Origin of the sequence: Microbacterium sp. (genome assembly GCF_041641055.1) — a bacterium.
Lineage (GTDB): Bacteria > Actinomycetota > Actinomycetes > Actinomycetales > Microbacteriaceae > Microbacterium.
On sequence record NZ_JBEPZB010000001.1, the window covers coordinates 17,808 to 30,892 of the forward strand.

12 protein-coding genes are annotated in these 13,085 nt (G+C 67.2%); 5 read left to right on the top strand and 7 right to left on the bottom strand.

The window, feature by feature from the left end:
* The first annotated feature begins 112 nt into the window (after positions 1-112).
* Entirely contained in the window at positions 113-826 is a 714-nt protein-coding gene (locus tag ACESK8_RS00125) for an SDR family oxidoreductase (protein WP_372966755.1), read from the top strand.
* Positions 827-877: 51 nt separating this feature from the next.
* Here the strand turns inward: ACESK8_RS00125 and ACESK8_RS00130 are convergent, their stop codons facing one another.
* Positions 878-1,873 carry an NADP-dependent oxidoreductase gene (locus ACESK8_RS00130; RefSeq protein ID WP_372966756.1) on the bottom strand — a complete coding sequence of 332 codons (996 nt, stop codon included), beginning with the start codon at positions 1,871-1,873 and terminating at the stop codon, positions 878-880.
* Between the two features lie 207 nt (positions 1,874-2,080).
* Between ACESK8_RS00130 and ACESK8_RS00135 the strand changes: the two genes are divergently transcribed.
* Positions 2,081-2,704: a GntR family transcriptional regulator gene (locus ACESK8_RS00135; RefSeq protein ID WP_372966757.1), complete on the top strand. Its 624-nt coding sequence runs from the start codon at positions 2,081-2,083 to the stop codon at positions 2,702-2,704.
* A gap of 284 nt (positions 2,705-2,988) precedes the next feature.
* Here the strand turns inward: ACESK8_RS00135 and ACESK8_RS00140 are convergent, their stop codons facing one another.
* Positions 2,989-4,299, bottom strand: a complete 1,311-nt coding sequence (locus ACESK8_RS00140) for a peptidoglycan DD-metalloendopeptidase family protein (RefSeq protein WP_372966758.1) — start codon at positions 4,297-4,299, stop codon at positions 2,989-2,991.
* 61 nt (positions 4,300-4,360) lie between these two features.
* Positions 4,361-5,068: a DUF2071 domain-containing protein gene (locus tag ACESK8_RS00145; protein ID WP_372966759.1), complete on the bottom strand. Its 708-nt coding sequence runs from the start codon at positions 5,066-5,068 to the stop codon at positions 4,361-4,363.
* Positions 5,069-5,141: 73 nt separating this feature from the next.
* Between ACESK8_RS00145 and ACESK8_RS00150 the strand changes: the two genes are divergently transcribed.
* Together ACESK8_RS00150 and ACESK8_RS00155 are read left to right on the top strand one after the other, a co-directional pair.
* Entirely contained in the window at positions 5,142-5,645 is a 504-nt protein-coding gene (locus tag ACESK8_RS00150; RefSeq protein WP_372966760.1) for a hypothetical protein, read from the top strand.
* Between the two features lie 183 nt (positions 5,646-5,828).
* Positions 5,829-7,238: a cell division initiation protein gene (locus ACESK8_RS00155; RefSeq protein WP_372966761.1), complete on the top strand. Its 1,410-nt coding sequence runs from the start codon at positions 5,829-5,831 to the stop codon at positions 7,236-7,238.
* A gap of 87 nt (positions 7,239-7,325) precedes the next feature.
* On the opposite strand, the gene ACESK8_RS00160 is transcribed toward ACESK8_RS00155, so the two are convergent.
* From ACESK8_RS00160 to ACESK8_RS00175, 4 genes are all read right to left on the bottom strand, one after another.
* Positions 7,326-8,441, bottom strand: coding sequence for a fatty acid desaturase (locus ACESK8_RS00160; RefSeq protein WP_372966972.1), 1,116 nt, complete (start codon positions 8,439-8,441; stop codon positions 7,326-7,328).
* Between the two features lie 147 nt (positions 8,442-8,588).
* Positions 8,589-8,867 (bottom strand): hypothetical protein, encoded by a 279-nt coding sequence (locus tag ACESK8_RS00165; protein WP_372966762.1) that lies wholly within the window; start codon positions 8,865-8,867, stop codon positions 8,589-8,591.
* Between the two features lie 216 nt (positions 8,868-9,083).
* Entirely contained in the window at positions 9,084-9,983 is a 900-nt protein-coding gene (locus tag ACESK8_RS00170) for an intradiol ring-cleavage dioxygenase (protein ID WP_372966763.1), read from the bottom strand.
* Between the two features lie 84 nt (positions 9,984-10,067).
* The gene (locus ACESK8_RS00175; protein ID WP_372966973.1) at positions 10,068-11,198 is read right to left on the bottom strand and encodes a low temperature requirement protein A; all 1,131 of its coding nucleotides are present in this window, start codon (positions 11,196-11,198) and stop codon (positions 10,068-10,070) included.
* A 353-nt stretch (positions 11,199-11,551) separates the two neighbouring features.
* Here ACESK8_RS00175 and ACESK8_RS00180 point away from each other — a divergent pair, with 353 nt between their 5' ends.
* Entirely contained in the window at positions 11,552-13,084 is a 1,533-nt protein-coding gene (locus ACESK8_RS00180) for a sugar transferase (RefSeq protein WP_372966764.1), read from the top strand.
* Position 13,085 lies beyond the last annotated feature (1 nt).

Sequence of the window (13,085 nt, forward strand, 5' to 3'; positions counted from 1 at the left end):
TATGAGAATAGTCACTATCGCGCGAGTGAGAATCGGATTCATTCTTTCACGCGTCCGCCGGCCGATCCCGGCCGGCGGGGCTGCCGAAGTGACTCGACAGAAAGCTCACATCATGCCCGCACTCTCAGGAGCAGTCGTCCTCGTCACCGGCGCGAACGGCGGCATCGGCTCGCACTTCGTGAACCAGGCCCTCGCCCGCGGTGCGGCGAAGGTCTATGCCTCCGCCCGCACCCCTCGCGACTGGGATGACGAGCGCATCGTCCCCCTCACGCTCGACGTGACCGACCCGGCCTCGATCGCCGCGGCCGCCGCCGCTGCCTCCGACGTCTCCGTCCTCATCAACAACGCCGGAGCGTCGGTGTCCAGCCCCGGCATCCTCTCGCACACCGACGAGGAGATCCGCGCGAACGTCGAGACCAACTTCCTGGGACCGCTGTTCCTCGCACGGGCGTTCGCCCCTCTCCTGTCCGGGCGCCCTGGCGCGGCGATCATCGACATCCACTCCGCCCTCAGCTGGTTCGCGGTCGCGGGAATCTACAGCGCGACCAAGGCCGCACTGTGGTCGGCCACGAACTCGCTGCGCATCGAACTCGCCCCCGCCGGTGTGCACGTCGTCGGCGTGCACGTCGGCTATGTCGATACGGCCATGGCGGCGAATGTCACCGACCCGAAGCTCGATCCCGCCGCGCTGGTCGCCGCAGTGCTCGACGCGACCGAGGCAGGCGAGTTCGAAGTCCTCGCCGACGAGACGTCGATCCAGGTCAAAGCCGCTCTGAGCGGCCCTCTCGAGGCGCTGTACCCGCAGCTCGGACAGAGCGTCCGCTAGCGGGCGAGCGGCCGATCGGGGCGCCGCGGTGTCCCGATCGGCCGGCATCGCTCACGGAACGGCGATGACGGCCTTGCCCCGGAACCCGCCCGCCGACAGCGAGTCGAGCGCGGCCTCCGCCTCGTCGAACGGGAACACACGACCGACGACCGGACGGATGCTGCCCCCGTCGACGAGGTCGGCGATCCGGCCGAGCTGCTCACCGCTGGCGCGCATCCAGAGGAAGGAGTAGTCGACCCCGAGCCGCTTCGCCTGAGAACGGATGCGACGGCTCAGCGCACCGATGGCCAGGCGCACCAGCGGGTTCAGCCTCGCCTGCCTGGCGAACGCAGGCGTCGGCGGGCCCGAGATCCCAATCGCCCTGCCACCGCGGCGCAGGACCCGGAGCGACTTCTCGAGATTCTCGCCCCCGAGGCTGTCCAGCACGAGGTCGTACCCGCTGAGGAGCTCCTCGAAGTCCTGGGACCGGTAGTCGATGACGTGATCGGCGCCCAGCAGACGGACGAACTCGGCGTTCGCAGCGCTGGCCGTCGTGGCGACCTCGGCACCGAGATGCCTCGCGAGCTGGATCGCGATCGAGCCGACACCTCCGGCTCCCGCATGGATGAGCACCTTCTGCCCCGGGCGCACATCGCCGAGCTCGACCAGCGCCTGCCACGCCGTGAGCGCGACGAGCGGCAGCGACCCGGCCTCCTCCATCGAGACAGCCGCCGGCTTGTGAGCGACATCGCTCTCGTCGATGGCGATGCGCTCGGCGAATGTCCCGATGCGGTGATCGCGCGGGCGCGCATAGACCTCGTCACCGGGGGCGAATCCACGGACACGCGCACCCACCCGGATCACGGTGCCGGCGAGGTCGTGCCCCAGAGTGATCGGCAGCCGGTACGGCAGGATGGGCGCGAACTCGCCTGCGCTGATCTTCACGTCCAGTTGGTTCACCCCTGCGGCCTGCACGCGCACGAGTACGTCGCGCTCACCGACGACCGGCTCCGACACGTCCGCCTCACGGACGGGCGTCTTGTACTTCGAGAGGACGAACGCTCTCATCGGGCGCCTGCCTGCTTCGTGTACGAGGTGATCGGGGTGCGGTGGAATGCGTTGACCATGGGGGCCCTCCGGTGGGTCTCGAAAAAAGATTGAACTCTATTATGAGCACGCTCAGTTTGCTGTCAAGGTCGCGGTTTCATCGAGGACGTCGAAAGTTTCACCCCCGGATTCATGCATCCACATTGAAACCGCGCCTAGTATGCCGGTATGGGACTAGATCAACCCGCGGCGTCTGGGGCGCAGCGGAACCTCGGGCCGGAGGAGCTCTTCCGCCGCCTCGCCACATCCATCGCGGACGGCACGTACGCGCCCGGGGCCAAGCTGAGCGACAAGGCGATCGCGGACGACCTCGGCGTGACCCGCACGCCCGTGCGCGAAGCCGTGCAGCGCCTCGCCAGGGCGGGCCTCATGGAGGTGCACGCCAACCGCTATTCGATGGTGACCGACATCACCGATGAGCGTTCGCGGATCACTCGCGAGTTCGCGGCATCGCAGGGCGGCGAGATCATCCGCGAGGCGGCGCTCGCGCTGTCAGAGCAGGATCTCGTGATCGCGTGCGAGCTGATCCGCGACGCCATCGACTCCGTGGAGTCGGGCGGAGGCTGGATCGAGGCCCACGTCGCGCTGTTCGAGTTCCTCACCGACAGAGCACTCAACGACCTGTACCGGCTGATGCTGACCGACTTCTGGTATCTCGTGTTCCGCGACCTCTACCTCGACGAGCCGCGCGTGAACACGCGGGAGTCGTTGGAGGAGCTCGAGTCGGCGATGCGCGAGCGCAGCGCGAACGCGGGAGTGCGTGCGGTGCGCAGGATGCTCTCGCTGAAGTAGCCGAAGGACGCGGTGCCGGAAGAGGTTCCGGTCCTCCCGCGCCCGAACGGGGAGGACCGGAGCAGTCGATGAGAAGGTCCGCATGCGCACCCACCCCCATGGGTACTCAAGACCGAGAGAACTCGAGGCACCATCCGGTTCGACCGACGGAGAGCGGCGATGATCGCGGCTCGTCGTGTTCTCAGCGTATGGCGGGGGCGCCGACGACGCTCATCGGGGCCTGACCATTGACTCGGGGGTTGGCGACTGCTATGTCGCATGCGCAGGATGCTGGTCGCCCAGGATCACAGGATCAGCCGGTGTACGTTCCACCCGTTTCCCACCTTGGTGCGGGCGCCGAATGCGGATCCGAGCCACGGATAGAGCCAGAGGGAGCCGGCCGAGTCTCGTGCCAGCAGGTCGGGTCGCCCGTCGCCGGTGTAGTCGGCACCACCTGTCAGAGCGGTCACCCCGCTCCACCCCTGGCCCACCTGCGTCGGCGCGCCGACGCCCGACCCGTTCCCCGGGTAGAAGAACAGCTTCCCCGCCTTGTCTCTGGCCATGATGTCACCGGCGCCGTCGCCGTTGAAGTCGCCCGCGACCATCGCGTCGTTGTTGGCCCACCCTTGGGCGATGGTCCCCGCTGCGGTGACACCTCCCCCGCCGGTGCCCGCATACAGGTACAGGTACCCGTCGCCTCCCACTGCGACGAGATCCGCGATGCCGTCGCTGTTGTAGTCAGCTCCCCCCGAGATCATCGTCAGGCCGTTCCAGCCGCGCCCGATCTGTGACGCGGCGAAGCGGTTGCCTCCCGTTCCGCGATAGAGCCACAGGCTTCCATCGGTGCGTGCTGCGACGAAGTCGCCCCTGTTGTCTCCGCTGAAGTCTCCGTGGACCATGAGTCGCGTCGTTCCCCAGCCGGAACCGAGGGCGACTGAGGCCCACCCGCCCTTGCCGTTCCCGTTGTACGCGGTCATCCGCCCCGCACTGGACACGCCGAGGATGTCGGCCTTGCCATCGGCGTTGTAGTCGGCGTTGACCGGCTTGGACGGCCGAGGCTCGAGAGGCGCAAGCGCCGTGACATTCACCTGACCGCAGATGAAGTATCTGTTCGTGACATTGACTCCGTTGCGGAACATCTCGAAGTGAAGATGAGGCCCCGTGCTGTTCCCGGTGCTTCCCACTCGACCGAGGACTGTCCCCCTAGGGACGACCGCCCCCACTTTCACAGCCAGAGAGCCGTAGACCATGTGGGCATACCGCGTCGTGTGTCCACTGGGGTGGGTGATCACGACCTGCGAGCCGTAGCCGCTCGTGGCGTTGGAGTTGGTGGCGGTCGTCACGGTCCCGCCTGCAGCCGCGTAGATGGGCGTATTCGAGTTGAGGTTGATGTCGACGCCCTCGTGAGTCGGGCGGCTTCCCGCGGGACACCCCTTCACGAGATGTGCGACACGCCCGCTCACGGGCATGACGAAGATGCCCTCGGCCGCAGCGGCCTGCGCGGCGGGAGGTGGAACGAGGACTCCCGCGACGACGGCGATCGCCGCGACGACTCCCGCGAGGAGTCGGGACAGGCGGTGCACAGCTGTCCCCGGACGGCGATTCGGTTGGTTCATGAATACAAACGTATGGAATGACTCGTGATCTGCAAGCATCCATCCGCATAAAAGATCAGAATCAGCTCCGTCCGCGCCGACCGTCGGACATCACCACGGGCAGATCCCGCATCACGACGACACTGTCGAACACGGCAGCGCCCTCGGGCAGGGCCTCGAAGAAGGAGGACCGCAAGCCGTGCACTCGGGCACCCTCGACGTTCCACCCTTCGGCGGTCAGCGTCACCGCCTCGGCACGACGCTCATCGCGTCCGAGAGACCAGCCGACGCTTCCGGAGCGGTAGAAGTCGGATGCCTCCTGCACCGAGGGGAAGAACCCGCTGGACCACTCCCCTCCCACCTCGACATCAGCATGGATGCTGTGCCCACCTGCTTCCATGGTCAGCGCGTAGCGGTCGGCGGACTCCTCGACGCGGAATCGCGCCCTCCGGTGGACGCCGGGAAACAATCGCCCTCCGAAGAGCACCGGATGCCATGCGGAGCTGTGACGCTCGAAGATGAAGACCCCGCTCTCGACGCCGTGCTCTCCATCCCATTCGACTGCCATGCGGTGGGCGGCGTTCTCGGAGCGCAGGCCAGCGCGACCGGGCATGCCCAAGGGCTTGATGGACTCGAGACCGAGCACGCACACCCCCGCAAGAGCTGCGCCGTCGACGATCTGCGGGCGGAAACCGGTCGGCAGAAGGGTCGCCGCCACGCGGGGATCCACCCGATAGCTGATCAGCAGACGCCTGCGGAGCCGGGCATGGACGCTGTGGATGATCGTCATGTTTTTGAATATAGCCCCATAGCGAAATTCCTACCAGCATGACCCGGTCGACCGAGCGCTCTACATTGGAGGCGTGGACAACGCACTGCTCTTCGTCGTCGTGATCGCGGCCGTCCTCGTCCTCGCCGTCTTCCTGCCGCGATGGATCCGAAGGTCGAGCCGATCCGCCGGCGACAGGGCGGGTCAGCGGTACGCGGAGGGTCGGCGGAGCGCGATCCTCGACGAGCTGTCCAGGACCATCGTCGTCCATGCACCGGAAGCCACGGTGCGCGAGCTCGTCGACACGGTCGCGCTGCAGCAGCCACGCCGATTCAGCCCCCTTTCCGACGGCCGCTACGGCATCCGCTTCGTCGAGCCCGACGATGCCGTGGCGCGGCTCGTCGACGATCCGCAGGGCACACGTCTGCAGCTCGACGGGTTCCGCGAGTACCTGGGGATGCCGAACACCTCGGCCTCCTGGGCGGAGTTGCGCACCCGTGTCTCCGAAGCCGCGGTCGCTCGCGGGCTGACCGCACACGACGGCCCCGCGGCGGCCCACCGTCGCGACCCCGAGACCGAGCGGTGGAACATCGTCTGACCGCGGTCGAGCTGTATGCCGCGTACCGATTCCCGGATGATGAGATCGGGTGCACATCTCCCTGCCGTCGCAAGTAGGCTGTGGTATTGCCGACGACGCACCGACTCGCTCGCAGCCGGCATGCGGCGGCATCATTCACCTCACAGTCTCAGTCCCTGTGACCTGCGCCGGAAAGGCTGACCCATGAGTGCTTCCCCCGACAACGACCGGACTCCCGACTTCTTCGACAAGCTGATCGAAGAGACGCCTCGGGAGCAGTCCGGCTTCACCGCGTCCTTCCGCGGCTACGACAAGGCCGAGGTCGACTCCGCCCTCAGCGCGTTGCGCAATCAGCTGCAGCAGGCCAAGGCGGATCTCGCCGAGACCGAGGCTCGCCACGAAGACGCGGTCGAGGAGCTGCGCGAGCAGGAGCGGACCGCTCGCGACGAGCTCGAGGCCGAGCTCGTCGCCCTCAAGGCGAAGGCGGCCGAGACGGAGCAGCAGGTCGCGACGCTGACCAACGAGCTCGTCGACACCCCCCGCGCCGACGGCCAGGAAGCCCCGTCGCGCGAGCAGTTCGAGGCCATCCTGCGTGTCGCCGAGGAGCAGGCGAACGTGCTGATCCAGAACGCCGCCGTGCAGGCCGATCGCCTGATGGCCGCCGCTCGCGAAGAGGTCACGACGCAGCGCGCGGAAGCTGACGCCGACGTCACCCGCATCATCGCTCAGGCACAGCACGACGCCGACCAGGTGCGCCTGAAGATCGACACCGAGTACACCGCGCACCAGGCGACCCTCGAGCGCGAGGCCGCCCACGCCGCCGAGAAGGTCCACCAGGCGACGCAGGAGGCCACGGCGATCCGCACGGAGGCGGAGAAGGGCGCCGCCGCGTTGCGCTCCCTCGTCACGCGCGAGACGACGCAGCTGCGTGCAGACGCCGAACGTGAGGTCCGCGAGATGAACGCCCGCGTCCTCGAGTTCGAGGAGACGCTCACCCGCCGTCAGGACGACGCCCAGCAGGAGTTCCTCGTGCTGCACAATCAGGCCGTCGCGCACGCGGAGCGCATCACCACCGACGCCAACGAGCAGGTCGCCGCATCGCTCGAGCACGCACAGCGCATCTCGGCGAAGGCCGACGATTACGAGCGACTGATGCGCTCGCAGGCGCAGACGATCGAAGCGGATGCTCAGGTGCGCGCCCGCGACACCCTCGATCGCGCCCGCGTGAAGTCGCAGAAGATCGTCGACTCCGTCACCAACCACACCTCGACCGTGCTGCGCGACGCCGAGGACCACGCCCGCCAGCTGCGCTGGCAGCAGCAGCAGCTCGCCAGCTTCATGGCGGAGGTGCGTGAGCTGATCCGCCCCGATGGCATCTTCAGCGACGAGGCGACGGCGCTCGGAGCCGTCGCGACGGTCGCGGACGACGACGACGCCGAGGTCGAGGTCGTCGGCCTTGAAGCCGTCGAGGACGACACGGCAGAGGACGACTCCCCCTCAGAGGAGTTCCGCGGCGATGAAGCACTCGAGGACGAGCTCCTCGACGACGACGAGACCATCGACGGGAAGATCACCATCGAGGTGGTCGAGGCCGACGAGAAGACGTCGCGCTGAGGTCATCGCACACGAGAACGGCCCCATCCCGAAGGATGGGGCCGTTCTCGTCTGTCGGTACGGATGCCGCCAGCAGAGGATGTCGGATCAGGCGCGGCTGAACTGCGATGCCGCAGGGCAGTCGAACGGATCGCGGGCCGCGAGCCCGACGCGGTTGAGGTACTCGATGACGATCGCGTAGGAGCGTCCGAGGCTCGTCTCGGTGTACGGCACGTCGTTGGCCGTGCAGTAATCGCGGACGATCTCACGGGCCTTCGACAGGTGCGGGCGCGGCATGTTCGGGAACAGGTGGTGCTCGACCTGGTAGTTGAGACCGCCCATGAGCCACGTGGCCCACCATCCGCCGCGGATGTTGCGCGACGTGCGCACCTGCTTCGAGAAGAAGTCGAGGCGGGCACTCGGGTCGATGATCGGCATGCCCTTGTGATTCGGCGCGAACGAGGCGCCCATGTACACGCCGAAGACGGCGAGCTGCACGCCCATGAAGGCGAACGCCATGCCGAGCGGCAGCATCAGGAAGACGGGGACGAGCACGATGGCGAAGCGCAGCGCGATCAGGCCGAGCTCGATCCAGCGCCCCTTGGCCTTCTTGCTCGTCACGAGGTGCTTGATGCCCAGGAAGTGCAGGTTCAGGCCCTCGAGAGTCAGCAGCGGGAAGAACAGCCAGCCCTGCTTGCGCGTGATCAGTCGGATGAGACCGCGCGACTGCGCGGCATCCGTCTCGAGGAACGAGATCGTGTCGACCTCGATGTCGGGGTCCTTGCCCACCTGGTTGGGGTTGCCGTGATGCTTGGTGTGCTTGGAGTCCCACCAGGAGTAGCTGATGCCGACGACACCGGCGGCGAGGATGCGTGCGAGGCGGAAGTTCGCCGGACCCGATGACAGGATCTGGCGGTGCGCGGCCTCATGCGCGAGGAAGGCCACCTGCGTGAGGATGATGCCGAGCGCACCGGCGATGAGGAGCTGGAACCAGCTGTCGCCGAGGAGGATGAAGCCGGTGATGGCGCCCCCGAGGGCGACGGCGAGGCCTGCACCCACGAAGATGTAGAACCAGCCGGCGCGCTGCAGGAGTCCGGTCTCGCGGACGACCTGGGACACCTGCTTGTAGGCGTGGGTCATCGGCGGGATCTCTGCGTTGCCGGAATACGTCTGGCGCACCGGCCCGAGCGTGGCTGCGGTCTTTTCGACCTGTGAAATGGAGATGTTGCTCTCCTGTCGATTGGAGCCCTTGAGCTGTGGAAAGCCCAAGGCAGATCGCCCAACGCTTACCTCAGGCTAACCCGCCGCACATGCGCTGTGGGGAATACGTTCCGACTCTGTGACAACTCTGTGTGAGGTCACAGGAGGCGGTCAGGCGCGCGCTCGCCGCGGACGACGCGACAGTCCGCGCGGCAGGCGGAAGGAGAAGGTCGATGATCGGCGCTCCGGCACGCTCTCGAGTGCCGCGCGGGCCTCGTCGAGAGAGGCGAAGGAGCCGAGCGCCGTCCCGCGCTGGTCGCGGACGAGGTGGACGGTGCCGTCGAACTCGATGAAGCCGGCGAACTCGCCAGCCCTGGTCGCGACGTGCACGTCGGTGTCGGCCTGCTTCCAGGTCAACGGATCGGAGGAGGGAAATGTGGTCGTGGTCATGCTGATACTCATTGCTGTGTGACGGGCGCGCGTTGTCGCGACCCGCAAAACGGTGAGATCGAGGGCGGATGCCGCGCGCATCGATGTGCGTGGTCCGTAATGGCCCTGATCAGTGGCTCCGAGGCGGCCTAGAGGGGGGCCAGAACACACGGTGCGCACTCAGTCTAGCAGATCCCGTGCGAGGGGGCCTGTCGCACCGGTCTGCCTCGCTCAGGGTCAGTCGACGCCGACCACCAGGGCCGCCGTGTACCCACTGTCCGTGTCTCCCGTCATCGTGGCGAGCTGCAGTGCGGCGGAGTCGTCTGCGAAGACGTTGTCACTCGACAGGCTGATCTGCGCGAGGTTGCGGGCCGAACCCTCGTAGCGTGGATCCGCGTACACCGCCGAGCAGGCATCCTCCGGGAATGCGAGTTGCGAGGTGACGATCGCCTTCGCCGAGTCGGTGATCGCCTCCACGTCCGGATACACCTCGAAGTGGACGTGGGGCCAGCGGCCCGCGTAGCACCCGGGGAAGATCGACGAGAAAGCCACTCTCCCGTCGGCATCCGACACCTGTACCCCTCGGAGGTAGGTGACGTCCTCGAGACCCGAGGAGTACATCGAGTACTCGCCCTGCGCCGTGCAGTGCCAGGCGTAGACCGCGACGCCCGCGAGCGGCGCACCGTCGTTCGCGAGGTCGCGCACCTGGAATTCGATCTCGAGCGGGATGCCGTCGGCGGTCGCCGAGCCGTCGATCGATGTGGTGATGTCCGCACGGACGATACCCGACCGCTCGAGGATGTCCGGGCCGTTCGAGCCGTCTCCCGGGTATGGCCCTGCCGTTTCCTGGGGGATCTCTCCTGCGGCCGTGCTCTCCGAGCCGGCGGCGCTGCCGGCGCCGGGCGTCGCTGACGATCCGCCGTCGACCGAGGGGGCGCTGGCGGCGGGCGTGCACGCCGCCAGCACGAACGCACCGACGCCGAGGCCCGCGAGGGAGAGGATCCCCCGCCGGGTCATCACGGTGCGGATGTCGAATGCGGCGCCCTGATCGACCACCTCCTCATCGACGCGGTCGAGCAGTCGACCTTCGTAGGTGGGACCCTCCGGTGTATGGACGGGTTCGGGGATCCGGCTCATGATCGTGTTCCTCTCGCGGTTCGGGCGTGGATCCCATGCTGACCGTCGAGTCGATCAACGCCCCCTGTCCGCGCTATGCGCCGCCTATGAGCGCCTCTCCACCGGCGGGTGCAGCACCAGGACCACCACGATCGCGATGAGCACGAGTGCCGAGATCGCGACCGGGATCGGCAGCGCCGCATCCAGCAGCACCACCACGGCACCGAGCGGGACCACGGTATTGACCACCCGGTCCGCGTTCGCCCGGATGGCGACCCACCAGATCCCGAGCAGGAAGATGGCGATCGGTATGGTCACGGTGAACGACGCCTGCACGTTCGAGAGGTGACTCACCCCCGTCAGCACGTCGAGTTGCACCTCGATACCGGCCGAGAACGCGGCGGCCGCCGCGAACACGATGTAGTGGGTGTACCCGTAGCGCAGCGAGGAGGCGAAGGTCGTGATGGCGCGGTGGTGCGGGGCCCAGAAGTAGATCCACCAGAGCGACGCCGTGACCGCGAGCGTGAGCGCGGAGATGGAGATCAGAGGGACGAACGACTCCAGCTCGTGGCTCGCGTCGATGATGGCGTTCGCCGAGGCGAGCAGACTCTCACCCAGCACGATCAGGGTGAACAGTCCGTATCGCTCGGTGATGTGATGGGGGTGCCACGGCGTCTGCCTCCGGTACTCGGCGAACACCGGGACGCTGATCTCGAGCAGCGCGCAGATCACGAAGGCGACGATCTGCGGCGGCCCCGACGGCACGATGAGGAAGATGATCCACAGCACCTGGACCACGGCGATGCCGATCGCGTAGCGCCGTGCCGCCGAGCGCAGCTCGCCCGCAGCGCGCGAGGCGCGCAGCCACTGCGCGATCATCGCGACGCGCATCACGATGTAGCCGATCACCGGCACCCGGAAGTCGCCGTGCTCGAAAGCGGCGGGGATACCGGCCGCGAGCACCAGGACACCACCCATCTGCACGATCGTGGTCACCCGATACAGCCAGTCATCGGTGTCGAAGGACGTGGCGAACCAGGTGAAGTTCATCCACGCCCACCAGACGGCGAAGAAGATCATCGCGTACGAGGTGATGCCGTGGACGAAGTCGCCGTGGCTCAGGGCGTGGTGGAGCTGCGCCGAGGCGATGCTCACCGCCACCACGAACACGAGGTCGAAGAACAGCTCGAGGGTGCTGGCGGGACGGTGGGGCTGGGCGGGGTCCCGTGGGACCATGCGGGTCAGACGCAGACGCGGCGTGGAGAGGGAGTTCACGCCGGTCAGGATAGCCGCGTCTCTCGGCCGCCGAGTACACCCCTGCAAATTAGTTCGTCCAGTCGCGTGAATTACCTTCCGCTGAACGATCGCTTCCGCTAGAGTGAACGAAGTCTGCAGTGCCTGCTGCCAGCGCCACCGTGTGGGACGGTGATCGCACCTCCGTGATGTGGGATCACGGTTGCAACAGGAATCCCGAGGGGTCGGGATGCAGACGATGCCATGGACGTGGGGTCCGTGGTCTGGGGAAACACTGGGGAAATCATGGCGCACTGGGGAATTCTGCGTACATACACGGCTCAAGGGGCCTCGGCATGACTTCCGTCGAGGATGCCCTGAGCATCTCTCGCACGGGTTCGGTCTTCACGCCGATCGCCGCACCGCGAGCCGCCAAGTCGCTCACACGCACGGTGGTCACACCGCGCGTGTCTGCGACGCTGGAGCGACGCCGCCAGTGGGAGCGGCGTTATCGGATGCGACTGCGGATCTCGGATGCTGGGGTCATCCTGTTCGCGGTCGCGATCACAGCAGCGGTCCAGCTGATGGCGGGTGTCGCAGGGGAAGAGGCCCTGCGCAGCGGCATCCCGCTGGCCACGCTCTGGTATCTGATGCTCAGCGCTCTGCATACCCGTGATGCAGCGCTGTTCCGTGCCAGCGCCACCGAGTACCGCGGCGTGGTCCACGCCAGTGGGCTGGCGTTCGGGATCATCGCCATGCTCAGTGTCGTGCTGGGTTGGCAGACGATGCAGCTCGTGCTGCTCGTCGGCCTGCCGCTCGGTGTCCTCCTGCTGCTCGTCACCCGCTGGGCGTGGCGGCACTGGCTGACGGCGCAGCGTGCGCAGGGGCGTTTCGCCTCGCGCACGCTCGTCGTCGGCAACAGGGACGATGTGGAATACGTCGTCCGCACGCTGCATCCGATCGGCGCCTCCGGTTACCAGGTGGTGGGCGCGACGCTGCTCGACGGCAATGCACGCGACGTCGAGGTCGGCGGCGCGCACTTCCCGGTCCTCGGCAACGTCAACTCGGTGTCGACGGTCGCGGCCGAGCTCGGCGCCGACACGATCATCGTGGCGAGCCGTCCCGACGGGGAGCCCGACTTCGTGAAGCACCTGAGCTGGCAGCTCGAGGGCACCGCCGCCGAGCTCGTCCTCTCCAGCCGTCTCACCGACGTCGCGGGTCCGCGGATCTCCTTCGCACCCGTCGAGGGTCTCCCGCTGATCCAGGTGCAGATCCCGTCGTATGAAGGCGGCCAGCACGTGCTCAAGCGCGCGCTCGACATCGCTGTCGCGTCGGTTGCTCTGATCCCGATCGCACTGATCACCCCCCTCCTCGCCATCCTGGTCAAGCTGGACTCCCCGGGACCGCTCTTCTTCTCGCAGGAGCGGGTGGGCCGTGACGGCCGCACGTTCAAGATCATGAAGTTCCGCTCGATGAAGACGGATGCCGAGCAGCAGCTGGTGGCGCTCAAGGCTCAGAACGAGGGCGCGGGTCTCCTGTTCAAGATGAAGGACGATCCCCGTGTCACGCGGGTCGGCAGAATCCTCCGCAAGCTGTCGCTCGACGAGCTGCCGCAGTTCTGGAACGTCCTCATCGGCGACATGAGCGTGGTCGGACCGCGCCCGCCGCTGCCGAGCGAGGTCACGGCGTACGACGGCACCGTGTTCCGTCGCCTCTACATCAAGCCCGGCATCACGGGTCTCTGGCAGGTCTCCGGCCGCAGCGACCTCTCGTGGGATGAGAGCGTGCGACTCGATCTGCGGTACGTCGAGAACTGGTCCGTGATGAACGATCTTCAGATCATGTGGCGCACTGCCAAGGTCATGGTGCAGCCCAGCGGGGCATACTGAA